Source organism: Pseudomonas sp. ICMP 3272 (assembly GCF_001466905.1).
GTDB lineage: Bacteria > Pseudomonadota > Gammaproteobacteria > Pseudomonadales > Pseudomonadaceae > Aquipseudomonas > Aquipseudomonas amygdali.
The window spans coordinates 37,513-59,681 of the sequence record NZ_LKEK01000063.1 but is presented as its reverse complement, the minus strand read 5'-3'; the positions used below and the strand labels follow the sequence as shown (position 1 = coordinate 59,681).

22 protein-coding genes are annotated in these 22,169 nt (G+C 58.9%); 16 read left to right on the top strand and 6 right to left on the bottom strand.

Going from position 1 to position 22,169, the window contains the following annotated elements; genetic code table 11:
- Positions 1–457: DUF1523 family protein (locus AO068_RS17745; RefSeq protein WP_058409014.1), on the bottom strand; the 457-nt coding region annotated here is incomplete at its 3' end.
- 119 nt (positions 458–576) lie between these two features.
- Between AO068_RS17745 and AO068_RS17740 the strand changes: the two genes are divergently transcribed.
- From AO068_RS17740 to AO068_RS17680, 13 genes are all read left to right on the top strand, one after another.
- Positions 577–1,575, top strand: a complete 999-nt coding sequence (locus AO068_RS17740; protein WP_058409013.1) for an ATP-grasp domain-containing protein — start codon at positions 577–579, stop codon at positions 1,573–1,575.
- A gap of 54 nt (positions 1,576–1,629) precedes the next feature.
- Positions 1,630–2,769: a trypsin-like peptidase domain-containing protein gene (locus AO068_RS17735; RefSeq protein ID WP_058409012.1), complete on the top strand. Its 1,140-nt coding sequence runs from the start codon at positions 1,630–1,632 to the stop codon at positions 2,767–2,769.
- A 66-nt stretch (positions 2,770–2,835) separates the two neighbouring features.
- On the top strand, positions 2,836–3,969 hold the full coding sequence (locus AO068_RS17730) for a phosphoribosyltransferase domain-containing protein (protein WP_058409011.1): 1,134 nt from the start codon (positions 2,836–2,838) through the stop codon (positions 3,967–3,969).
- The gene (locus AO068_RS17725) at positions 3,962–4,720 is read left to right on the top strand and encodes a hypothetical protein (protein ID WP_058409010.1); all 759 of its coding nucleotides are present in this window, start codon (positions 3,962–3,964) and stop codon (positions 4,718–4,720) included. The genes AO068_RS17730 and AO068_RS17725 overlap by 8 nt, the downstream gene beginning before the upstream one ends.
- The gene (locus AO068_RS17720) at positions 4,713–5,807 is read left to right on the top strand and encodes a cysteine protease StiP family protein (RefSeq protein WP_058409009.1); all 1,095 of its coding nucleotides are present in this window, start codon (positions 4,713–4,715) and stop codon (positions 5,805–5,807) included. Before AO068_RS17725 ends, AO068_RS17720 begins: the two co-directional genes overlap by 8 nt.
- Complete coding sequence (locus tag AO068_RS17715) at positions 5,807–6,757, top strand: HpcH/HpaI aldolase/citrate lyase family protein (protein ID WP_005782711.1); 951 nt, start codon at positions 5,807–5,809, stop codon at positions 6,755–6,757. Before AO068_RS17720 ends, AO068_RS17715 begins: the two co-directional genes overlap by 1 nt.
- A complete protein-coding gene (locus AO068_RS17710) occupies positions 6,758–7,504 on the top strand; it encodes an HAD-IB family hydrolase (protein WP_058409008.1) in 747 nt (248 codons plus the stop codon). It abuts the gene before it with no gap.
- Between the two features lie 47 nt (positions 7,505–7,551).
- Complete coding sequence (locus tag AO068_RS17705) at positions 7,552–8,145, top strand: TerD family protein (protein WP_002552034.1); 594 nt, start codon at positions 7,552–7,554, stop codon at positions 8,143–8,145.
- A complete protein-coding gene (locus AO068_RS17700) occupies positions 8,142–9,557 on the top strand; it encodes a TerD family protein (RefSeq protein ID WP_058409007.1) in 1,416 nt (471 codons plus the stop codon). Before AO068_RS17705 ends, AO068_RS17700 begins: the two co-directional genes overlap by 4 nt.
- A gap of 51 nt (positions 9,558–9,608) precedes the next feature.
- Positions 9,609–10,058, top strand: a complete 450-nt coding sequence (locus tag AO068_RS17695) for a tellurite resistance TerB family protein (protein WP_002552036.1) — start codon at positions 9,609–9,611, stop codon at positions 10,056–10,058.
- A 26-nt stretch (positions 10,059–10,084) separates the two neighbouring features.
- The gene (locus AO068_RS17690; protein ID WP_004663703.1) at positions 10,085–11,119 is read left to right on the top strand and encodes a TerC/Alx family metal homeostasis membrane protein; all 1,035 of its coding nucleotides are present in this window, start codon (positions 10,085–10,087) and stop codon (positions 11,117–11,119) included.
- A 27-nt stretch (positions 11,120–11,146) separates the two neighbouring features.
- Positions 11,147–11,722 carry a TerD family protein gene (locus AO068_RS17685; protein WP_058400353.1) on the top strand — a complete coding sequence of 192 codons (576 nt, stop codon included), beginning with the start codon at positions 11,147–11,149 and terminating at the stop codon, positions 11,720–11,722.
- Between the two features lie 37 nt (positions 11,723–11,759).
- The gene (locus tag AO068_RS17680) at positions 11,760–12,338 is read left to right on the top strand and encodes a TerD family protein (RefSeq protein WP_058400354.1); all 579 of its coding nucleotides are present in this window, start codon (positions 11,760–11,762) and stop codon (positions 12,336–12,338) included.
- A gap of 387 nt (positions 12,339–12,725) precedes the next feature.
- Here AO068_RS17680 and AO068_RS17675 read toward each other — a convergent pair whose 3' ends face one another.
- From AO068_RS17675 to nadC, 3 genes are read right to left on the bottom strand one after another with little or no spacing between them, the layout of a single operon-like run.
- Positions 12,726–13,967 (bottom strand): VWA domain-containing protein, encoded by a 1,242-nt coding sequence (locus AO068_RS17675; RefSeq protein WP_058409006.1) that lies wholly within the window; start codon positions 13,965–13,967, stop codon positions 12,726–12,728.
- Positions 13,968–14,027: 60 nt separating this feature from the next.
- A complete protein-coding gene (locus AO068_RS17670; RefSeq protein ID WP_004667371.1) occupies positions 14,028–15,104 on the bottom strand; it encodes a TIGR00266 family protein in 1,077 nt (358 codons plus the stop codon).
- Between the two features lie 57 nt (positions 15,105–15,161).
- Complete coding sequence (gene nadC, locus AO068_RS17665; protein ID WP_058409005.1) at positions 15,162–16,010, bottom strand: carboxylating nicotinate-nucleotide diphosphorylase; 849 nt, start codon at positions 16,008–16,010, stop codon at positions 15,162–15,164.
- A 351-nt stretch (positions 16,011–16,361) separates the two neighbouring features.
- On the opposite strand from nadC, the gene AO068_RS17660 reads away from it, so the two are divergent.
- From AO068_RS17660 to ampE, 3 genes are all read left to right on the top strand, one after another.
- A complete protein-coding gene (locus AO068_RS17660; RefSeq protein ID WP_058409004.1) occupies positions 16,362–18,617 on the top strand; it encodes a DUF1631 domain-containing protein in 2,256 nt (751 codons plus the stop codon).
- Between the two features lie 181 nt (positions 18,618–18,798).
- Positions 18,799–19,347, top strand: a complete 549-nt coding sequence (gene ampD, locus AO068_RS17655; protein WP_004658638.1) for a 1,6-anhydro-N-acetylmuramyl-L-alanine amidase AmpD — start codon at positions 18,799–18,801, stop codon at positions 19,345–19,347.
- 15 nt (positions 19,348–19,362) lie between these two features.
- Positions 19,363–20,199 (top strand): regulatory signaling modulator protein AmpE, encoded by an 837-nt coding sequence (ampE, locus tag AO068_RS17650; RefSeq protein WP_058409003.1) that lies wholly within the window; start codon positions 19,363–19,365, stop codon positions 20,197–20,199.
- A 34-nt stretch (positions 20,200–20,233) separates the two neighbouring features.
- On the opposite strand, the gene AO068_RS17645 is transcribed toward ampE, so the two are convergent.
- Positions 20,234–21,034, bottom strand: a complete 801-nt coding sequence (locus tag AO068_RS17645) for a TatD family hydrolase (protein ID WP_058409002.1) — start codon at positions 21,032–21,034, stop codon at positions 20,234–20,236.
- A complete protein-coding gene (gene cra, locus AO068_RS17640; RefSeq protein ID WP_054077618.1) occupies positions 21,031–22,026 on the bottom strand; it encodes a catabolite repressor/activator in 996 nt (331 codons plus the stop codon). Before cra ends, AO068_RS17645 begins: the two co-directional genes overlap by 4 nt.
- Between the last annotated feature and the right edge of the window lie 143 nt (positions 22,027–22,169).

Sequence of the window (22,169 nt, the reverse complement as noted above, 5' to 3'; positions counted from 1 at the left end):
CAAAAAAGATCGTATTAAACACCGGAAACGGCTGATCGCGACTCGTCACCGCCTCAACCTCTGTCACGTTGGGAAACATCGACAGGATCGTTATCCTCCAGCCGTAATAACGAATCAGCGCCAGTTGCTGGGCATCACGCGAGTAGCCCTGGGCTTTGGCCTGGATGTCGGCGGAGTCGAATTTGAAGTACCACGGGAAGCTCCAGCCGGTGTCTTCGTTGCGGTAGACCACGACTTTCTTGGTGTCCGGGTCTTCGGTGTTGATGAAGTACACGTCGCGGGTCGGGCCGTCTGCCGGGTTTTCGGCGTTGATGATGCCGTCGGCGTCCATTCTTTTGACTTCCACGCCGGTGATCATCACGACATCATGGCGCGGCAGGACGTAATAAAGGCTTAATGCGCCGATCCCGAGTGCCACGAATACCACAAGCCAAATCGACCTTCTCAGCCACTTCATACCAGCGTCCTCTGTTTAAAATTGCGTGACTTTGCCCTAATCCGAACATTTCGAAGCAAAACAGTTATTACAAAATTCGACAAGGCCGTTGCAGATGGCGTTGTCTTCCGGAGATTTACATGATTTGGTTCCTTGAAGGGCAGTCCAGCCAACGTGAAGTGATCATGGGCGCGCGCGATGCGCTGCCTGCGTCGGTGCAGATTATCGCCTCGCATCGCCAGCAGCGCTCCGAAATTACCGGGCAGGCCCATGTGGCACTGCAAGAGCCGGTCGATAATGAAGAGCGTATCGACTGGGTGCTGGAGACAGCTCGCTCGCTGGGCGTCCGGACTATCGTCGCCGGGCGTATAGGCAGCTTTTACGAAGCGCAGCGTGCACGTTTTGTTGCCGAGGGTTTGGACCTCGTCACAGGCGGAACGTCCCCGCAGACCTTCATGGATGTCGATGACAAGAGTCGCTTCACGGCGGCGGCCGAGGCGGCGGGTCTGGCGTGCATTCCGGGAATCGCCGCGAGCAGCGCCGAGGAGTTGCAGGCGGCTTACGATTCGTTGTCGGTATCTGGCGAGGTCTGTATCAAGCCGGTGGTCGGGATTTACGGGCGGGGCTTCTGGCGCTTCAAGGCCGATGTCGACGATTTTCGCTGTTTCGCCAATCCGGATGCGCGTGAAACGACTTTTCAGGCGTACCTTAATGCTTATCGTCAGGCCGAAGACGTACCGGCGATGCTGCTGATGCCGTATATGCCCGGCAGTGAATGCTCGGTGGACATGGTCTGTGAACACGGCAAGGCGGTTGCTTTTGTCGGGCGGCGCAAGGTGGGGCTGAATCAGACCTTCGAGCGCGACAGCGAAGCGGTGCAACTGGCGGTGCGTGCAGCGGAGCATTTTGCCTGCGACGGGCTGATCAATGTACAGACCCGTGACGACGCTGGCGGCAAGCCGCGTTTGCTGGAAATCAACCCGCGTTACTCCGGCGGGATCGGTTATACGCGTGAAACCGGCGTCAACCTGCCGGGTATTTTTGCGACACGGCGTCTCGGCTTGAAAGAACCGGAAACACATTGGCTTGAGGATATCCGCGTGAAGGCCATCACGGTCGCTGTACGGGCCACGGTTTGATCGGGATAATAGATTTTTGCTATCAATAATCGCTCTTATCAGGGAGGATCGGGCATGAAGCTTCTTGCGCCAGGTGCAAACACTGCTTTAGCTAACGCCCACTGCACCTGGAACCTGGAGAGCGGTAAGTCTTCGGTTTTTGGTGAGTATGCTGCCGTCGCCTTGCTGGCGGTCAACGACAAGCGTCAGCCCATGGGCGACCCGGCGCTGCTGCATCATGAACAGAGCTGGATGGAGTGGAGCGGCGGGCCTCAGGATGTCGGCTGTACGCTCCGGCTGGACAGGCTCCCGGCTGGCAGTGATCGCGTCTTATTGATGGTCTATGTATATGCAGCCATGGGGCCGGTCCGTGACGTTGCCAGTCTGCATCTCAAAGTGGATGCCGACATCGAGCATCGGCTGGATCTGCGCGATAACGGCGAAGCGGCGATCATCATCGGCGAGTTCTACAAGCGCAATGAACAGTGGAAATTCCGCGCGCTGAGCGAAGGCTCGGCGTACGGGCTGTCGGCGTTCGGGCGCAAGATCGGCCTGGACGTTGATGACCGTCACCCGCGCCACCCGTCTGGTGGCTCCGGTGGCGGGCCTCGGCATGAGTCGGCGACCGGCACGGCATTTGTGGTCGGCCCGGGGCACGTCATGACCTGTGCGCATGTCATCGAAGACATGGGCGTGTTCTACATCACTTCACTGGAAGGCCGTTACAAGGCCGAGCCGGTGGTCATCGACCGTCGCAACGACATTGCGCTGCTGCGCGTGCAGGGCGCACCGCTGTTGTCTCCGGTTACATTCCGGGACGGGCAGGGCTGTGAGCCGGGTGATACCGTAGCGGTCCTGGGTTACCCGTTGGCGTCCATTTCCGGTGGCGGGCTGCAGGTGACGCAGGGCGGAATCTCCGGTCTGTTCGGCCTGCACAATGACGCCAGCCTGTTCCAGTTCACGGCACCGATTCAGCCGGGGTCCAGTGGCAGCCCGCTGTTCGACAACGGTGGCGCGGTGATCGGCATGGTGACGTCCACCGTGCCGGACGGGCAAAACATGAACTTCGCAGTGAAGTCCGCACTGCTGCTGTCCTTTCTGCAAGCATGCCGTATCGATGCGCCGCATGCCCGCCCGGAAAGGTCGTACACCACCACAGAAATCTCACGCGCCGCACAGTCATCGTTATGGCTCGTTGAAGCCTCTCGCCAATGAAGTCGGTGTTGCCTGCTCAAGTGGCAGGCGTCAGGGGCTGCGGCCCCGTTACTCAGGAATTTATCGATGGACAGCAGCGCAGCTTTTTCCAACCCTACAAAGCTTCGTGCTGACCTGCTTCGTGGTCGTCTCGACGTCAGCGTCGATTCGTCCACCATTGCCCCGGACTCTCTGTTCGGCTTCGCTGAACGACGCAACCCCAAGCGCGCATTTCTGTTCGTGTCCCGGGTGCTTGGGCGTCATATTCCCGCGCGTCCGGGCGTGATGCTGAAAAGTTTTCAGGACCTGGCGCACAAGATTCCGGCAGACCTGCCCGGCCCGGTGCTCGTCATCGGCATGGCCGAAACCGCAGTCGGTCTCGGTGCCGGCGTGCACCGTGCCTACAGCGCAACGCGCCCTGATGCCTTGTATCTGGTCAGCACGCGCCATCCTACCGGCAGCGAGCTGTTCGCTCGCTTTGAAGAAGAGCACAGCCACGCCAGCGCTCACCTTATCCATCTGCCTGTCGATCCGACGCTACGCGAGATGATGCTTGGCGCACGCTCCCTGGTGCTGGTTGATGACGAGGCGTCGACGGGCAAGACCTTCATCAACCTCCATCAGGCGCTGGTCGAGGCCGGGCTGAGCAACATCGAGCGGGTGGTGACCTGCGTGCTTACCGACTGGTCGGCAGGTGCAGTCAGCACGTCGATGGGCGCAGTGGCCGAGCAGGTCTCGCTGTTGCAGGGCTCGTACTCTTTCGATGAAGACGTGAGCGCACCATTGCCGGACATGCCTGAGGTTGGGACCGTGGCAATGGGCGACTGGCCGCTGGTGACCGCCAATGACTGGGGCCGGATGGGGGTGTTGTCGGTTGCCGATACGCTGGCGCCAGGGCTTACCGTACAAAAGGGTGAACGCGTTCTGGTGGTAGGCACCAGCGAGTTCGTCTGGCGGCCGTTTCTGCTGGCCGAGCGTCTGGAAAAAGCCGGTGCCGATGTGCATTTCAGCTCTACCAGCCGTTCACCGATTGCACTGGGGCATGCCATCGACCACGCACTGTCGTTCTCCGACAACTATGGTCTGGGCATCCCCAACTTCCTTTACAACGTGCGGCCGGGTCAGTTTGACCGGGTGCTGATCTGCACCGAAACCCCAAGGCAGGCCGTACCCGCCGAGCTTATCGAAGCGCTGAACGCCGAGGTTATCTGCGATGAGTAACGACCGCCCGCTGATCTTCGTCGATCTGGACGACACACTCTTCCAGACCGCCCGCAAAACGCCCGCGAACATTGAAAAACATGTCGCAACGCTGGATATCAGCGGTAACGCCAATGGCTACATGACCAACGTGCAGAAGTCCTTCGCGCACTGGCTGCTGGCGCATTCCGATGTGGTGCCGGTGACGGCGCGCAGTGTCGAGGCCTACAGCCGGGTCAAACTGCCGTTCACTGCAGGCGCAATCTGTTCGCACGGCGGTGTGATGCTCGATGTCATGGGGCGACTGGACCAGGACTGGAACGAGCAGATGAAAAATACCCTGGCCAGCTATCAATCGCGGTTGCATGAATTGTCTGCCACCACACTGGCGATTGGTCAGGAGCTGGGCTTTTCACTGCGCGGCTGGGTGGTTGAAGAGGCGCAACTGTTTCATTACGTGGTGACCAAGCACAACGAGAGCGATGACAGCATCCTCGGCAAAGTGTTGGCCGAAGTGCAGGCCCGCGGCCTGCTTGACGGCATGCACATCCACGGCAATGGCAACAACCTGGCCTTTCTGCCCGAGGGGCTGGCCAAGCGTTACGCGGTTCAGGAGTGGCTGCGGCGCGACAAAGCCATCAATGGCGAACGCCCGGTACTCGGTTTTGGCGACAGCATTACCGACCTGGGTTTCATGGATGAGTGCCACTGGTGGGCGACGCCTGCCCGCAGTCAGTTGGCGAAAATGTTTGTCGGAGCAGCGCATGAGTGATCCCGTTCACGGGCTCGATACGGTCGGCAGTGGCAGTTATCTGCACGACGACGTGCATTTTCTGCTACGCAGCGTTGCGATGCAGACCACCAGCGTGGCGGAGAAGGAGCGCCTGATCCAGACACGCCAGAAGCACTATTCGGAAATGATCAGCGAGGAGTCGGCCCCCAGTGCCGCTCACAAGGCGTTGTATGAGCGTGCACTCAGCCAGAACGGTGCGCGCATGGCCGATGACGTGCAAGCCCTGGCGCAGGCGCTTGACCGCGAATGCACCGGCGCTGAAATCGTTCTGGTGTCTTTCGTGCGTGCCGGTCTGCCGCTGGGTGTGTTGTTGCGTCGGGCGCTGATCGATCTGCACCGCGAAGCGCATCACTACGGCATCAGCATCGTGCGTGATCGCGGCATCGATAAAGTCGCGCTGGAGGCCATTATTCAGACCCACGGCGCGCAGAACATCGTGTTTGTCGACGGCTGGACCGGCAAGGGCGCAATTTCAGGTGAAATCCGTCGCAGTCTGGCAGGCGACACGCGCTTCCCGGAAGAGCCACGGCTGGTGGTGCTCGCCGATCCCTGCGGCTGTGCCTGGCTGGCGGCGTCGGCAGAAGACTGGGTGATTCCGTCCGGCATTCTCGGTGCCACGGTGTCCGGTCTGGTGTCGCGCTCTATCTGGCCGACGGACGGCGGGCTGCATGGTTGTGTGGTTTACGAGCAGTTGCAGGACCACGACGTCACGCAGTCTTTTATTGAACAGATCGACAGCCTGCGTCGTCAAAACAGTTCTACGCTCACGCTGACTCCCTGGACGCTGACGCAGCGAACCGGGCTCAAGGGCGCTGCAACGCAGGTGGTCGACCGCCTTGCCGAGCGCTTTGATATCACTAACTTCAATCGCATCAAGCCGGGCATTGCCGAAGCAACGCGTGCGGTCATGCGCCGTGTTCCGGACCATGTGCTGGTACGCAATCGGGCGGACAGCGATGTGCAGTTGCTGCTGCACCTGACCGAAAAAGCGGGAATTCCCGTTGAAGAAGTCGGCGATGTGCTGGGGCCTTATCGGGCAGTGACCATCATTCGGAGTCTGAGCTAATGGCCTTATTTTCGCCTTACGCGCTGGGGGCAACGCTGTACATGCCCGCCACCCGCGATGACATCGTCGATGTGGTGTTCGGTGAAAAGATTCCCGAACTGCGTTCGCTGGTCGTGTGCCTGGAAGATGCGGTAGCGCTGATTGATGTCGATACAGCGCTGGTCAACCTTCGCCAGGTCCTGACCCGCATTCAGGACCGTGGCGGCCGCCCGGCCAACGGTCCGCTGTTGTTCGTTCGTCCGAGAGATGCCGCAATGGCGCGGATTCTCAACGACTGGCCGCTGATGGCGCACGTTGACGGGTTTGTTGTCCCCAAGCTTTCGCTGAAAAGTCTGACGAGTTGGGAGCAGTCTGTTACCAACCCGGCGCTGGCGTTGATGCCTACACTGGAAACGCCGGAAGTGTTCGATCCGACGGCAATGGTCGAACTTGGGCAAGCGCTGAAAGCCAGTCTGTACGAGCGGATCATTGCGTTGCGCATCGGTGGCAATGACCTGATGGGCTGTCTGGGGCTGCGCCGCAACCCGGCCATGACCCTGTATTCGACGCCCATGGGCTATGTGATCCCGATGCTGGCGGGAGTGATGGGCTCGCAGGGTTTTGCACTCACCGCGCCGGTGTTCGAGCAACTTGCCACACCTGACATTCTGGAACATGAACTGGCGCTGGATATTACCAATGGGTTGGTCGGTAAAACGGCAATTCACCCCTCGCAGGTCAATATCATTCAGAATGCACTACGCGTCAGTCTGGAGGACATGAACTCCGCCCGGATGATTTTGAACTCTGTGGCCCCCGCAGTGTTCAAGTACAACGATGCGATGTGTGAACCGGCCACCCATTACAAATGGGCAACCCACATCATGGAGCGCGCCAAATGGCATGGAGTGTTATCCGCACCCGCTTCGATCATGGATGCCAGCATTCGACTCGCTGAGGCAGTTAGCTAGATGATAGAACCTGACCTTGAAACCGTAGAACCTGATCTTGAACCTGTAGGACCTGATCTTGAAATCGAAGTGGAACAACGCCTGCTGGCGGTTTTCGATTTCGACGGAACCATCACCCGGCACGACAGCTTTGTGCCTTTTCTCAAATTCGCTTTTGGGCAACGTGCCTTTTCCGTGCGCATGGCCCGTTTGGTGCTGCCGAGCATCGGCTATCTCGCCAAGCGCGTGACCCGCGACGAACTGAAGGGCCGCCTGATCAAGGCGTTTCTCAGCGGCGTTGAAGTGCAATGGCTGCAGCAAAAGGCCGAGGCGTTCTGCCAGTCGCACTGGAACCGCCTGATGCGCCCGGCTGCGCTGGAGTCCATCGCCGCCGAAATCGAGAAGGGCGCCATTGTCACGCTATGTTCAGCATCGCCTGCTATGGTTCTGCAACCCTTCGCTAATCGCTTGAAAGTAGAGCTGATCGGCACCAATCTGGAAGTCATCGACGGCAAACTGACTGGATTGATCGAAGGCAGCAACTGCCGTTGCGATTCGAAAGTCGCACGCCTTGAAAGTGTTTATGGGCCGCTCACGCAGTTTCGGGTTCGAGCCTGGGGCGACACGCGGGGTGACCACGAATTACTCGCCGCTGCTCAGGATGCGCACTGGCGTTTGTTCCATCCGACGTGGCGTCGAGGCCGTTATAAAGGCCCCGTTAACGCCAAGTTACACAATCCTGATGGCAAAGATGGGCCAACACGGTAAGGCTGTAACACTTTTATCCGAATTCCGACGTTCACATGGAGCGAAAAATGGCACTCACTTTGGCAAAGAACCAGACGATCTCACTGGAGAAAACCGCTGGTACCGGCCTCAAGAAAGTCAGTATGGGCCTTGGATGGGACCCTGAAAAAGCCAGCGGTTTCTTCGGCAAGTTGCTCGGCGGTGGCGGCGGCGATATCGACCTGGATGCCTCCTGCATCATGCTCGACGCCGACAAGAAGCCCCTCGACCTGGTCTGGTTCCGCCAGTTGCAGTCGCGCGACGGTGCCATTCAGCACTCGGGTGACAACCGCACCGGCGAAGGCGCGGGCGACGATGAAACCATCAGCGTCGATCTGGAAAAACTGCCAGCCACGGTCAAATACCTGGTGTTCACCGTCAACTCGTTCACCGGTCAGAATTTCGAAAAAGTCGCCAACGCCTACTGCCGTATTGTCGATCTGGGCAGCCGCAACGAACTGGGCCGCTTTGATCTGTCCGAGAAAGGCCAGCACACCGGCGTTGTGATGTCCTACCTGGCGCGCACCCCCGCAGGCTGGGATTTCACCGCAGTTGGTCAGGTTACCAACGGCCGTACTGCAGATGATCTGGTCGAACTGGCCATCGGAGCTGTACGCGCATGACCCAACTTGTCCCAGGCGCCAACGCGCCAGTCGCTGCCGGTCCGTTGACGGTCGAGGTCAGCTACTCCCCGCTGGCGGATGCGGATATCGACGTGTCTGCATTCCTGCTGACCGGCTCCGGCAAGGTGCGTGGCGATCAGGACATGTGTTTCTACGGCCAGAAAAGCGTCAACGGCGGTGCGGTCCAGCAGACGGAAGCGTCGGCCGGGCGCGCTGTGTTCAGCCTTGACCCGAGCCGCCTGGATTCGGTCATCGAGAAGGTTGCCCTGACGGCAACCATCTACGAGAACAAGGCCAGTTTTGGCAGCGTGTCACGGTTGGCGCTGAGCATCACTGGCGGTATCGAAGCCGATATCCCTACCAGCGGCATGAAAGAAACCGCATTGATTCTGGGCGAGTTCTATCTGCGTCAGGGCGCATGGAAATTCCGCTGCGTCGCCCAGGGTTTTGCCGGCGGGCTTGAACCGCTGGCAAAAAACTTTGGCGTAGAGGTCGCAGCGCCCCAGGATCAACCTGCACCTGCACCTGCACCTGCACCTGCACCTGCACCTGCACCTGCACCTGCACCTGCACCTGCACCTGCACCTGCACCTGCACCTGCACCTGCACCTGCACCTGCACCTGCACCTGCACCTGCACCTGCACCTGCACCTGCACCTGCACCTGCACCTGCACCTGCACCTGCACCTGCACCTGCACCTGCACCTGCACCTGCACCTGCACCTGCACCTGCACCTGCACCTGCACCTGCACCTGCACCTGCACCTGTTCCCGCGCCTGCGCCTGCGCCCAAGTCGACCGTCAGTCTGAGCAAGATCACGCTCGACAAGACCCGTGCTTCGATCAGCCTGGAGAAATCCAGCGCCGGTTTCGGTGAGATTCGGGTCAACCTGAACTGGAACCGTCGCAGCGACAGCAAGGGCGGCGGCTTCTTCTCGATGAAGAAGAGCAATGCCATCGACCTTGATGTAGGCTGCCTCTTCGAACTACAGGATGGCCTGAAAGGCGCGGTCCAGGCGCTGGGCAATTCGTTCGGTTCGCTCAATACCGAGCCTTTCATCAAGTTGATGGGCGATGACCGTACCGGCTCGGTAAGCGATGGTGAGTGGCTGCATATCAATGGCGCGCACTGGAGCAAGATCCGTCGCATTCTGGTTTATGCGTTCATCTATGAAGGCGCGCCGAACTGGAAAGAAACCGACGGGGTTGTCACCATTCATGCGCCGGGCCAGCCACCCATCGAGGTTCGCCTCAACGAAGAGGGTGGTCGTCAGGGCATGTGTGCAATTGCCTTGCTGGAAAATGACAACGGCGCAGTCAAGGTGACCCGCCGGGTGGATTTCCATAATGGCCACAGCAACATGGACAAGGCCTATGGCTGGGGCATGCGCTGGGCTGCCGGTTCCAAGTAAACAATACCGTGGTATTTCTGGGCTGGCTGTGCCGCCTCATGGGAGATAGACATGCTGGACTGGTTGAAAACAAACGCAACGGCTGCTCGCGACAAGCTGGCTTCGGAAGTTTCGAAGTTCAAGAACCGCGAATTCATGGAAGCTGTGGTTTCCGGCTGTGCGCTGGTATCGGCGGCTGACGGCGATATCAGCTCCAGTGAAAAGCAGAAAATGGCTGGCTTCATCCAGAACTCTCAGGAACTGAAAGTTTTTGACATGAAGGAAGTCATCCAGGGTTTTCAGGAAGCGTGCTCAAAGTTCGAGTTCGATTTTGAAATTGGCCGTGCCGAAGCGTTGAAAACCATCGGCAAGATCAAAAAGAAAGAAGATGCCGCCCGTTTGCTGGTGCGCGTCTGCTGTGCTATCGGTGGCGCTGATGGCAGCTTCGACGAGAAAGAGCGGGAAGTCTGCCGCACGATCTGCCGAGAGCTTGGCCTGAACCCGTCCGATTTCGACCTGTAATTTTTTACCCTAAGGAACGCAGTTAAATGGAAAGCACCTCTCTAGGCTTCCCTCCACTCACGATGGCGGTTTTCGTCGGCCTGGCCATTACGGCCATGGCTATCGACATGTTCTCCCACCGGGGAAACAAGCCGATCACCCTCGCGCAAGCCTCGGCGTGGTCGATTTTCTGGGTCGCCATTTCGCTGGCTTTTGCCGGTTTCCTGTATGTGCAGCACGGCTCCGAAGTTGCCACACTGTTCGTTACCGGTTACGCGCTGGAAAAAGTGCTGAGCGTCGACAACCTGTTCGTGTTCATGGCGTTGTTCTCTTGGTTCAAGATCCCGGATGGCCTGCGCCACCGCGTTCTGTACTGGGGCATCATCGGCGCCATCGTTTTCCGCGGCATCTTCGTCGCCATTGGTACAGGCCTGCTGGCTTTGGGGCCGTGGGTCGAAGTGGTGTTTGCGGTCATCGTTGCCTGGACCGCCATCATGATGCTCAGAGCGGGTGATGACGACGACGAAGAAGTCGACTACTCGCAGCACATGGCGTATCGCTTCGCCAAGAAGCTGTTCCCGGTATGGCCGAAGCTGCACGGCAGCAACTTCTTCGTCCGTCGCTCGGTTCTGGAAGAAGAAGTCAAAAAACCGGAAAACGCCGGTATCACCCTGGCCGCCAAGGGCGCTCTGTTCGCGACCCCGTTGTTCCTGTGTCTGGTTGTGGCTGAAATCTCCGACGTGCTGTTCGCGTTCGACTCCGTGCCGGCAATCATCGCAGTGAGCCGCGAGCCGCTGATCGTGTTCTCGGCCATGCTGTTCGCGATTCTTGGTCTGCGTACCCTGTACTTCGTTCTTGAAGCCCTCAAGCGCTATCTGGTGCATCTGGAGAAAGCGGTTATCGCCTTGCTGTTCTTCATCGCCATCAAACTGGGCCTGAACGCAACCAACCACCTGTTCCACCACGGTTACGAGATCAGCGCCAATACCAGCCTGCTGGTTGTGGTCGTCGTGTTGATCATCGGTATCGTTGCAAGCCTGCTCTTCCCGGGTAAAGAAGAACCCGCCGAAGAAAAAGCGTAAACACTGGATAAAGGAGATAACCGAATCATGGCTTTGACTCTGCAAAAAGGTGGCAACCTTTCGCTGTCGAAAACCGACCCTACCCTGACCAATGTACTGATTGGTCTGGGCTGGGATCCGCGTGCCACTGACGGCCAGGAATTTGACCTGGACGCCAGCGCATTTCTGCTGGGTGCCAATGGCAAGGTCCGCAGTGAAGCTGACTTCATTTTCTACAACCAGCTCAAGAGCGCCGATGGTTCCGTCGAACACACCGGTGACAACCGTACCGGTGCTGGTGATGGCGATGACGAAGTGCTCAAGGTCGATCTGGCCCGTGTCCCTGCCGACGTGGAGAAAGTTGTTTTCGTTGTGACCATTCACGACGCTGACAGCCGCAAGCAGAACTTCGGTCAGGTGGGCGGCTCGTTCATCCGTGTGCTGAATGAAAAATCCAGCTCGGAAATCGTTCGCTACGACCTGGCGGAAGACGCTTCGACTGAAACCGCGATGATCTTCGCCGAGCTGTACCGCAACAATGGCGAGTGGAAGTTTCGCGCAGTGGGTAGCGGCTTCGCCGGTGGCCTGAAAGCTGTGGCCAACTCTTTCGGCATGAATTTCTGATTCGCGCCTAACCATTTTTCCAGAAAGGATTACGAACATGGCAGTAAGTCTGAGTAAAGGCGGCAACGTTTCTCTGTCGAAAGAGGCTCCGGGCCTGACAGAAATCACCGTGGGCCTGGGCTGGGATCCACGCGTTACCGATGGCACCGAGTTCGATCTGGACGCGTCGGTCTTCATCGTTGGTGAAAGTGGCAAGGTGTTGGATGACAACAGCTTCATTTTCTACAACAACAAGAAATCGGCTGATGGCTCGGTCGAGCACTTGGGCGATAATCGTTCCGGCGCTGGCGATGGTGATGACGAGTCGGTAAACGTCAAGCTCGCCGGTCTGGCCGCTGCGGTCAAGAAGCTGGTTTTTGCGGTCACTATCCACTCGGCTGAAGAGCGCAAGCAGAGCTTTGGTCAGGTGTCCAACGCTTACATCCGCGTTGTGAACAAGGCTGATGGCAAGGAAATCGCTCGTTACGACCTGTCGGAAGACGCGTCGACTGAAACCGCGATGATTTTCGGCGAGCTGTACCGCAATGGCGACGAGTTCAAGTTCAAGGCCATTGGCCAAGGCTTTGCAGGCGGTCTGAAGCCGTTGGCAGAAGCGCACGGCGTGGCAATCGGCTAAACCCCGAGCAGCGCACGATAAAAACCCCCGCCAGCAATGGCGGGGGGTTTTTATTGGGGCTGGTTACGAGGCTATCGTTGCGCACGCTCCAGCGTAGGACGCATCTCGCGACGCTCTGCGTCGCAAAGAGGACGCAGAGGGGCGATAGTTGATGATCGTTCCGCACGCTCCAGCGTGGGAATGCAGTTCTCGACGCTCTGCGTCGTAAAGAGGACGCAGAGCGTCCGGAACGGCATGCGACGCGGAGCGTCGCACGATAGTTGAGATAGTTGAGATAGTTGAGATAGTTGAGATAGTTGAGATAGTTGAGATAGTCGTTGCGCAGGCTCCGGCTGGGAACGCAGTGCTCGACGCTCTGCGTCGTACGATAGTTGAGAGCTCGATGCGCTACAAAATCCCTGCATCCTTTGCCGCTTTCAGCCAGTCGGGAAACTCTTCCATCAGCAGGTCATAAAGCTTTTCTTCCGGGATCTCGTCCAGTCGGTCGAGGGCGAAGAAGTTGCAGTTGTCGACAACGCGACCGCCCATGTCATCAAGTTTTTCCAGAATGCCGTAACCGCGTCCGCCAAGGCCGACGAACTGCCAGAAGATCGGCAGTTTCGCCGCTTCGGTCATCAACCTGGTAATTTCGCGGTCCTGATGCACGCCGCCGTCGCTGATGAACAGGATGTAGACCGGAGTCTTGTCACCGGACTTCTTGTAGTAGTCGATGACCATGCGCATTGCCTTGGGCTCATCGTTGATGCGTGCGCCCAGTTCCCAGTCTTTCCAGCCGCCATGGTCGGTTCTGATGAAGTTCTGGAAGTTGCTCAGCGTCACCGCATTCAACTGCTGTGGCTTCGCCCCGAAAGCCCAGCAGTCCAGTGCGCCGTCGTCGTCGAAATGCACGGCAAGCGGAATCAGGCGATCTACCACTTCCTGAACATGACCGCGGGTGTACTGCGGGTTCATCGAACCGGACGCATCCAGTACCAGACCAACCCTGGCCTTGGTATCGGTCAGTCTGGCTTTTTCCAGGCTGACCTGAGCCTTCTTGGCCAGGCTTATCAATTGCGGCGCGGCGTCAGCGATTTTCTTTTCCAGCGAAATACGCGGGGGTGCTGCTGGCGCGGGTGCTGGAGCATCAGCCACCTCGCCGCCGAAATGCACCACCAGCGCGTCCAGCCCGGCGTTATAGCCCTGCAGATTGGAGGCGATGCGCCACTCGCCGCTCTTGCGATAGATGTCGGCAACCATGATGGCTTTTTCGGCGGTGAAGGTTGCGCCGGAGAACTCGCCGCGAGCCACTTCGCGGCCCTGACTGTGGATACTGAAATGGCTCGCCTGAATCTCGCTCATGGTGCCCGCACCATCGATGGACGCAGTAAATACCAAGCGCTCTATCGAGGCAGGCAAGCCCGCGAGCGATAGCTGAAAATCTCCGCCATTGACTTGTTTGACGCTGTTACAGGGGCTGCTCGGCTGATTGAAGAAAACCATGTAGCGGTCGTCCGACAGCTTGCCGTTGGCATCGACGCCGAAGCAGACGTAATCAATGACCTGTGCGGACTTGATGGCAATCGACAGGGTGAGATCAGAGCCCTGAATCAGGCCGGACAGGGGAACGCGTTGACCTTGAGTAATCTGCATGTCTCTTCCTTGGCAGTGAGGGCGCAGCATGGCCCTCGGTCGAATGACGAAGTGCTGACGTTAACGTTCGCTTCTGCCCACTCCGGCAGGCCCTGCTGCCAGCATGCGCCCGGCCAGTCGTGAGAAGGGCAGGCTTTGCAGCCACACAGTGCCAGGCCCGGTCAGCCTGGCGAAAAACACGCCTTCGCCGCCGAACAGCATCGACTTGATGCCGCCACCAACCATGCGGATATCGTAATCGACTGTCTGCGTCATGGCCGCCAGACATCCGGTATCGACATCCAGCGATTCACCTGCCGCCAGCTCGATCTTGCGCACTGTGCCGCCCATGTGCACGAATACCCAGCCGTCGCCTTCCAGCTTTTGCAGAATGAAACCTTCGCCACCGAACAGGCCAGTGAGGATTTTTTTTTGAAACTGGATACCAATGGATACACCTTTGGCACCGGCCAGAAAGCTGTCCTTCTGGCAGATCAGTTTGCCGCCGAAATCCCGCAGGTTCAGTGGCAGGATGGTGCCGGGGTAGGGCGCTGCAAACGCCACGCGTCCTTTGCCCGAACCCTGTTGCGAAAACACCGTGGTGAACAGGCTTTCGCCGGTCAGCATGCGTTTGCCTGCACCGAACAGCGAGCCCAGCAGCCCTGAAGACTGGTTGCTGCCGTCGCCGAAGATGGTTTCCATCTGCACGTCGCAGGTCTTGTACATCATCGCCCCGGCTTCGGCGACGGCGCTTTCGCCGGGATCAAGCTCCAGCTCGACAAATTGTGTTTCCGCACCGTACAGCTTGAAGTCCACGCCATCGGTGGTCTGCGCCAGGCCATAGCCGCCCGAGGCGTTCGGGTCTGGCGTGAATGAGGGACGCTTGGCAGGAGGTGCAGGTGCCGCAGGTGTGGATGCCGCCTGTGCGGGCAGCCCGGACGGCTTCGGCTGGATCATGTCTGGCGTCGGGTCCGGGAAAGGTGTCACGCCGTCCTTCTTCATAGCGCGCACCTGCGCCACCTGATAGATCGGTTGCCAGTCCGGCATGCCCTGTTTCCAGCACCATGCGCCGGGCGACTCACGGGCAATCAGCCGTGCAGCGTCCGCATCCATCGGGCCAAGCTGTCGGCCCGCATTCATCACAAACCATTGTTCCAAAGCGTCTACTCCCGAGCGAATCGTGACAGTCGTTTGTGCGCGCGTTTTTGCGCGATATCAGAGGCTCAGGCGCATGGACAGGTCCACGGCCTTCACGTCCTTGGTCATCGCACCAATGGAAATGTAATCCACACCGGTCTCGGCAATTACCCGCAGGGTGTCGTCATTGATGCCGCCACTGGCTTCCAGACGGGCGCGGCCAGCGGTCAGCCGCACGGCTTCGCGCATGTCATCGAGGCTGAGCTCATCGAGCATGATGATATCGGCACCTGCGTCCAGCGCCTGCTTGAGTTCACTCAGGCTTTCCACCTCGACTTCCACAGGCTTGCCCGGCGCAATCCGGCGTGCAGCCTCTACCGCCTGGGCAATGCCGCCACAGGCTGCGATATGGTTTTCCTTGATCAGAAACGCGTCGTACAGACCGATGCGATGGTTATGACAGCCGCCGCAGGTGACGGCGTATTTCTGCGCCAGGCGCAGGCCCGGCAGTGTCTTGCGGGTGTCCAGCAATTTGACCTGGGTGCCCGAGACCATGTCTGCGAAGTACTGCGCACGCGTGGCCACACCCGAAAGCATCTGCAGAAAATTGAGCGCGCTGCGTTCGCCGGTTAGCAGCGAGCGAGCCGGACCTTCCAGGTGAAACAGCGCCTGATTCGGGCTGACCCGGTCGCCATCGGTCACCTGCCAGTGCACCGCCACGCGAGGGTCCAGTTGGCGGAAGACCGTATCGACCCATGCGGTGCCGGCGATCACCGCTGCATCGCGGGAAATGATGGTGGCCTTGGCCAGCCGTTCCGCCGGAATCAGTTGGGCGGTGATATCGCCGCTGCCGACATCCTCAAGCAATGCGCGGCGCACATTGGCTTCGATCTCGGCGGTCAGGTCGGCAATTCGTAAATTCGGCATAGCGGGCTCCAGTAGCAAAGTCGTCCGAGTATAAGGCACCGCACACCGCTAACCCACCTGCGGCGATGCTCAGGTGCAGCCTTGAGAACATGCAGTTGGTCGGTTTGGCAAATTCGTTTGCGATGGAAAGCGAATATCGCGGTCTATCGCAGCATATGAGTGCCTTGTCACAGTTCCAACGACAACCATAGAAGTGTCACTGGCGTTGATGACAAGTTTTGAAAGATAATCCGACTTGTAATTGACGTCATGACTTTGACGTTTTGCAAGGCCAAGCGGGTCGCTTCACAGTGCGAGGGTAGCAAGCCACGTTTGTGATGGGGTTCAGGTTGTTTCCTGTCAGGGGGTGTAATGCCGAACGACGAAAAAGTAGTGCCGTTGAGCAAACTGCTCCCCGCGCAGGGGGCCGGTACTCCTTTGGCCCGATTACCTGTTGTGTTGTTGCAGGTCCGCGACAAGGCGGCCCAGCAGCTCAAGGATGCGTTGCAGGCGCTGTTCGACAACGCCGACGATACGCTGTTCGAAATGGCTGACCGCGCCCGCAGCAATACTGATCAGAACATCTTCTTTGAAGCCATGCGCGACCTGCGCCTCAAGCGCAAAAGTATCGAGCGTGGCTTCCTCGACAAGTTTTATGAGTCTTTTCTGGCTTTGGGCCAGTACCAGATTCACGAGCCCGTGCTGCCCGCCGCCGTGTCGTTCGATAAACTGGCGCTGGTGCATAACGATGATCTCGAGAAGACTGTGGCGGTGGATGCCATGGTCAGCAAGGTCATGAGCCGTGACAGCCTCGCGCTGGGCCAGCTCACTGCACGTCTGAATGTTCTGATTCCGCAAGCTATCGCCGAGGATGCCAACCCGTTGGGTCCGGCAATGCTGTGCCGGTTTTTCCTCGATGCAGGACGTAGCCTTGGCGTCGAGATCAAGGTCAAGCTGATCATTCTCAAGCTGTTCGAGAAATACGTCCTGGCCAATACTGACCACCTTTACAGTGAAGCCAATCAACTGCTGATTGCCACGGGTGTGTTGCCGGACATGAAAGCACTGCCGGCCCGTCGATCGTCTGATCGGGCGGCCCCCAGGAATCGCGTCTCCGAGATGTCCGATCCTGCGCTGAATGAAGCCGCCGACAAGCTCGACAAGGGTGTGCAGGAGGTTTTTTCTGCACTGCAGGAGTTATTGCTGCAGGTTCGCGGCAACCTCGCTCCGCGTCATGAGCCCAATGCCGAGGTTCGGCCGATTTCCAGCCGGGACCTGCTGCGCCTGCTTTCTCACCTGCAGCAGTACGTCCCGTCTCAAGACACCGCAGACGATTTTGACCTGCGCAATCAGCTGGAACAGTTGCTGACCCGAGTCAACGTCAAAACCGGCAAATCCAGAATTGTTGGCGGCGGCGACGAGGATGTAATCAATCTGATTGCCATGCTCTTCGAGTTTATCCTTGATGATCGCAACCTGACGCCTTCATTGCGTGCGCTGATCGGGCGCTTGCAGATCCCGATGCTTAAAGTAGCTGTGCTCGATAAAAGCTTTTTCAGCCGCGGCAGCCATCCGGCCCGCCGCCTGCTCAACGAAATTGCCACTGCCGCGCTGGGTTGGGGCAGCCGTGATGACTATCAGCGCGACTCGCTTTATCAACGTGTCGAGCAGATCGTGCAGCGCCTGCTCAATGACTTTGTCGATGATCCGGCAATCTTCTCTGAATTGCTGGCGGATTTTCTGGCGTTCACCAGTGACGAGCGTCGTCGCAGCGAGCTGCTTGAACAGCGCACCCGCGATGCCGAAGAAGGGCGCGCGCGTGCCGAGCTGGCACGGCAGCAGGTACAGCATGAGTTGAACCAGCGCCTGCTGGGCCGCACATTGCCGGAGGTGGTTGTGCGTCTGCTGCAGGAGGCCTGGAGCAAGGTGCTTCTGCTAACCTGCCTCAAGCATGGCGAAGAGTCCAGCGAATGGCAGGCCGGACTGGCAACCATGGATGAGCTGATCTGGAGCGTCGAACAACATGACGACCCCCAGGCGCTGCAGCGCTTGCTTGATCTGGTGCCCGGGCTGCTCAAGTCCCTGCGCGATGGCCTGACCAGCGCTGCGTTCGACCCGTTCGCCACCAGTGAATTCTTCAGCCAGCTGGAATCTCTGCATGTTCAGGCGTTTCAGCACTTCTCGCGCTTGCAGGAAGGCGGTGATGATGCGCAAGGTGGTGATACTTCGTTGACAGGCGCACAGCTGGTTGAAAGCCCGCCGATGATGGCCGTTGTTGAAGAAATCGTTCTGGTCACCCCCGAAGAGCGGATGCTCAATGAGCCGACTGTGCAGCTGCCTGCCGACGATGCCGGTCTGCAGATGGTCGACAAATTGCGCGTCGGTTGCTGGGTCGAGATTCAGGAAGATGAAGAGCACAAGCTGCGCTGCAAACTGACCGCGATTGTCGAGCCGACCGGGCGCTATGTGTTCGTCAACCGAACCGGCATGAAGGTCCTGGAAAAGACCCGTACCGGTCTTGCCATCGAGTTTCGTCGCGGTGCCGTGCGGATTCTCGATGATGCGCTGCTGTTTGACCGGGCACTGGAATCGGTCATCAGCAACCTGCGCAAGCTCAAGGGTGCCTGATCTTATCTGATTGATTGTATTGCCGACGCTCTGCGTCGGCATGCATTTCGTGAAGCCCGCGTCACCTATCTCAGCTGTGTGGCGTGTGTTTCCTACACCGCGGGTCAACGGCTAAACCTCCACATCCATTCCTGTCGCGGGCATAATCAGCGCCACTTATCCGCCCGTTCAAGGAGCGCTCATGCAACTGGACTCCGCAAGCGGCTGGTGCGATGGCGTACAGCATTGCCCTTCACCCAACTTCAATGCGCGGCCCGAAGGCGAAATCTCGCTGCTGGTCATCCACAACATCAGTCTGCCGCCTGCGCAATTCAAGACCGGCAAGGTGCAGGCTTTCTTTCAGAACCAGCTCGACAGCACCGAGCATCCCTACTTTGTGGGGATTGCCGATCTGCGCGTTTCAGCGCATTTTCTGATTGAACGTGATGGCGAGGTCATTCAGTTCGTCTCCTGTCTTGATCGCGCGTGGCACGCAGGGGTTTCCAGTTTTCAAGGGCGTGAGGGCTGTAATGACTTCTCTGTCGGCATTGAGCTGGAAGGAACTGACGAGCAGCCGTTCACCGAGGCGCAGTACGACGCTCTGATCGAGCTGACGCGTCAATTGCGTCGGGCTTTCGTGGCAATCACCCCCGAGCGCATCTGCGGTCACAGTGACATAGCGCCGGGACGCAAGACTGACCCTGGCCCATTTTTTGACTGGGCCAGGTTTCAAGCGGCTTTGCTGGATTGATGTGAGGGACGAACAATGAGTTTTCTGGTGCTACTGCTGGCCGTTCTTGTCGAGAAGTTTTCGGCGCTGCGTCAGCGCGTTCAGCGTGACGGGCCCTGGCTGAAGGAACTGGCCAGGCTCGAAGCCAGCCCGCGGACGGCGACACGTCCCTGGGTCATGCTGGTGCTGCTGGTTCTAGTGCCTGTCCTGCTGCTGCAACTGGCGCTGACCATCATTGGCTCGGTGGCTTATGGCTGGCTGGTCCTGCCTATCCACTTGCTGGTGCTGATCTACAGCCTGGGCCGGGTTGATCTGATCGCGGTACTCGGGCCGTTTCGTGATGCCTGCAGACGTGGGGATACGCAGGCTGCGGTGCACGTGGCCGGGCGCGACATGGGTGTGCAGGCAGACAACGGCGAGCAATTGCTGCACGGCGTGCAGGGCTACATGCTCTGGCAGGCGTTTCAGAGTTTCTTCGCCGTTATTTTCTGGTATTTCGTGCTCGGCCCGGTAGCGGCATTGGCCTACAGGCTGTTGGCGCTTGCCGCTGAACAGGGTACGACACCTGCACTGGTAGAGCGGGCAGGGCAACTGCGCCACGCCTTTGAGTGGGTGCCGGTCAGGCTGCTCGCCGCAAGCTTTGCGCTGGTCGGCAACTTTGTAGCCGTGAGTCGCGTGATGTTGCACGAACTGCTCAACTGGAACATCAGCGCCGCACAGCTGATTACGCGCGTGGGTTGCGCCGCCAGCGAGGTGCCGCCGCCGGTGATCGGTCCGCAAGGCGTTACCGGTCTCGACATGCTCTGGGAGTTGCTGGTTCGTGCCGCGATTGTCTGGTACGCAGGATTTGCGTTGTGGACCCTGTTGCGCTGATTCGGCTCAGCAGTGTTGACCCAACGATTTTGACTTAGGCGCTGGCTGTACGAGGCCAGCCGAACAGCTCGCAGGCATTCTCGGTGCTCGCCTGGGCCAGGCGCTCCGAGGGGATCTTCATCAGGTCGGCGAGCGCTTGGCAAATCTCAGGCAAGTGCTGCGGGCTGTTGCGTATGTAGGGGTGCATGGCAGGTGCCATGTCCGGTGAGTCGGTTTCCAGCACGACGCTGTCCAGCGGCAGCTCGGCGATGACACGATGCATGCGCAGCGCCTGCGGCCATGTCGCTGCGCCGCCAAGGCCCAGTTTGAAGCCCAGCTTTATGTATTCACGCGCCTCTTCACGACTGCCTGCAAAGGCGTGAACGATGCCGCTGCGTTTGAGTTTGTGGCGTTTGAGGGCGGCAATTACGTCAGCGTGACTGCGGCGCACATGCAGCAGGGCGGGCAGGTTGAAGTCTGATGCCAATTGCAGTTGTGCTTCAAAGAGCTCCTGCTGACGTGGCTTGTCCGGATGCTCGACGTAATAATCCAGACCGATCTCGCCCACTGCACACAACTGCGGATGGCCTTGCAGACGCGTCAGCCAGCCCGCCAGCTCGTTCAGGTGTTCGGCCCGGTGCTCATCGATGTACACCGGATGCAGCCCGAAAGCTGCATGCAGGGCAGGGTTGGCTTCGGTCAGCGCCCACAGCCGCTGCCAGTTGCGCTGATACACGCCGAGCACCACGATGCGCTGCACGCCGAGTGACAGGCAGCTATCCAGGACCTGAGTGCGGTCGGCATCGAAGTCCGCAAAGTCCAGGTGGGTGTGGGTATCGATCAGCGTCACATTCACACCTCGTGAATACGTTGCTTGAAGGCGCGTGCAATGGCATGCACGCCAGGCTGATAAGTATCCTTCTCGATAGCGGCCAGGGCTAGTTGCAGCGCCGTGTCGGCGATCAACTGGTGCTGCTGGGCCATGGCATTGACGGGCAACGGCAGGAAGTCCAGCAGTTGTGTATCGCCGAAGGTGCCCAGGTGCAGTTGAGTCGATTGCAGTGCCTGACTTTGCAGCACATCGAACACGCCTTGCAGCAGCACATAGGACGTGGTGATCAGCGCATCGGGAAAATGCCCCTCACGCTGTAGCATCTCGGTCATCAAACGCTGGCCACACTGACGGCTGAACGCTTCGCCGTGCTCGATGATGGTGGCTCCGGTAAAACCGTCGAGTGCGTGTTCGAAGCCTGCGGCACGCGCGCGACTGATGCTCAGCTCTGGACGTGCTCCGATCAGGGCGATGTGTCGCGGTCGGGTTTGCAGCAGGCTGCGGGTCAGTTGCAGGCTCGCGTCATGGTCGTCGCTGACCACCGAGCAGAAAAATTCGGGATTCATTTCCCGGTCGATGGCGATGATCGGCATGCCTTTGAGCTGCAAGTCGCGGTAGCTGTCGTCATCAGGTGGCAAGCAACTGGCGACCAGTAGCGCATCGCAACGGCGTGCACGGAAAAGCTGTAAGAGCTGCAGTTCGCTGACAGGGTCGTCATCGGAGCTGGCAATCAGCAGTTGATAGCCGAGACTGCGTGCGCCCTGTTCAAGCAATTTGGCGATGCGCGCATAACTGGGGTTTTCCAGGTCCGGCAGGATGAAGCCCAGCGTTTTGCTATGACGGCTGCGCAGGCCCGCCGCTTGCGGGTTGGGTCGGAAGTCATGTTGCTCGACCACTGCCTTGACGCGCTCGACCGTTGCCGGGCTGATGCGTTGTTGTTCGGCCTTGCCATTGATCACGTAACTGGCCGTAGTGACAGAAACACCTGCCAGACGTGCAATATCGCTCAGTTTCACCCCGAAATTTCCTTTAGTCAGGTAAGTGGCTCTGGACAGTCGAATTATTTTTGCTATGACGATGATCTTTACACCAGACCGTAGGAAATTCCCATGTGCTTCAAGTATTTTGGGAAGTGTCCCACAGTGATCAGACCGACTGG

Excerpts from the sequence above, each read along its gene's own strand:
- AO068_RS17740 (WP_058409013.1), top strand. The coding sequence starts at position 577 with ATGATTTGGTTCCTTGAAGGGCAGTCCAGCCAACGTGAAGTGATCATG.
- AO068_RS17735 (WP_058409012.1), top strand. The coding sequence starts at position 1,630 with ATGAAGCTTCTTGCGCCAGGTGCAAACACTGCTTTAGCTAACGCCCAC.
- AO068_RS17730 (WP_058409011.1), top strand. The coding sequence starts at position 2,836 with ATGGACAGCAGCGCAGCTTTTTCCAACCCTACAAAGCTTCGTGCTGAC.
- AO068_RS17725 (WP_058409010.1), top strand. The coding sequence starts at position 3,962 with ATGAGTAACGACCGCCCGCTGATCTTCGTCGATCTGGACGACACACTC.
- AO068_RS17720 (WP_058409009.1), top strand. The coding sequence starts at position 4,713 with ATGAGTGATCCCGTTCACGGGCTCGATACGGTCGGCAGTGGCAGTTAT.
- AO068_RS17715 (WP_005782711.1), top strand. The coding sequence starts at position 5,807 with ATGGCCTTATTTTCGCCTTACGCGCTGGGGGCAACGCTGTACATGCCC.
- AO068_RS17710 (WP_058409008.1), top strand. The coding sequence starts at position 6,758 with ATGATAGAACCTGACCTTGAAACCGTAGAACCTGATCTTGAACCTGTA.
- AO068_RS17705 (WP_002552034.1), top strand. The coding sequence starts at position 7,552 with ATGGCACTCACTTTGGCAAAGAACCAGACGATCTCACTGGAGAAAACC.
- AO068_RS17700 (WP_058409007.1), top strand. The coding sequence starts at position 8,142 with ATGACCCAACTTGTCCCAGGCGCCAACGCGCCAGTCGCTGCCGGTCCG.
- AO068_RS17695 (WP_002552036.1), top strand. The coding sequence starts at position 9,609 with ATGCTGGACTGGTTGAAAACAAACGCAACGGCTGCTCGCGACAAGCTG.
- AO068_RS17690 (WP_004663703.1), top strand. The coding sequence starts at position 10,085 with ATGGAAAGCACCTCTCTAGGCTTCCCTCCACTCACGATGGCGGTTTTC.
- AO068_RS17685 (WP_058400353.1), top strand. The coding sequence starts at position 11,147 with ATGGCTTTGACTCTGCAAAAAGGTGGCAACCTTTCGCTGTCGAAAACC.
- AO068_RS17680 (WP_058400354.1), top strand. The coding sequence starts at position 11,760 with ATGGCAGTAAGTCTGAGTAAAGGCGGCAACGTTTCTCTGTCGAAAGAG.
- AO068_RS17675 (WP_058409006.1), bottom strand. The coding sequence starts at position 13,967 with ATGCAGATTACTCAAGGTCAACGCGTTCCCCTGTCCGGCCTGATTCAG.
- nadC (WP_058409005.1), bottom strand. The coding sequence starts at position 16,010 with ATGCCGAATTTACGAATTGCCGACCTGACCGCCGAGATCGAAGCCAAT.
- AO068_RS17660 (WP_058409004.1), top strand. The coding sequence starts at position 16,362 with ATGCCGAACGACGAAAAAGTAGTGCCGTTGAGCAAACTGCTCCCCGCG.
- ampD (WP_004658638.1), top strand. The coding sequence starts at position 18,799 with ATGCAACTGGACTCCGCAAGCGGCTGGTGCGATGGCGTACAGCATTGC.
- ampE (WP_058409003.1), top strand. The coding sequence starts at position 19,363 with ATGAGTTTTCTGGTGCTACTGCTGGCCGTTCTTGTCGAGAAGTTTTCG.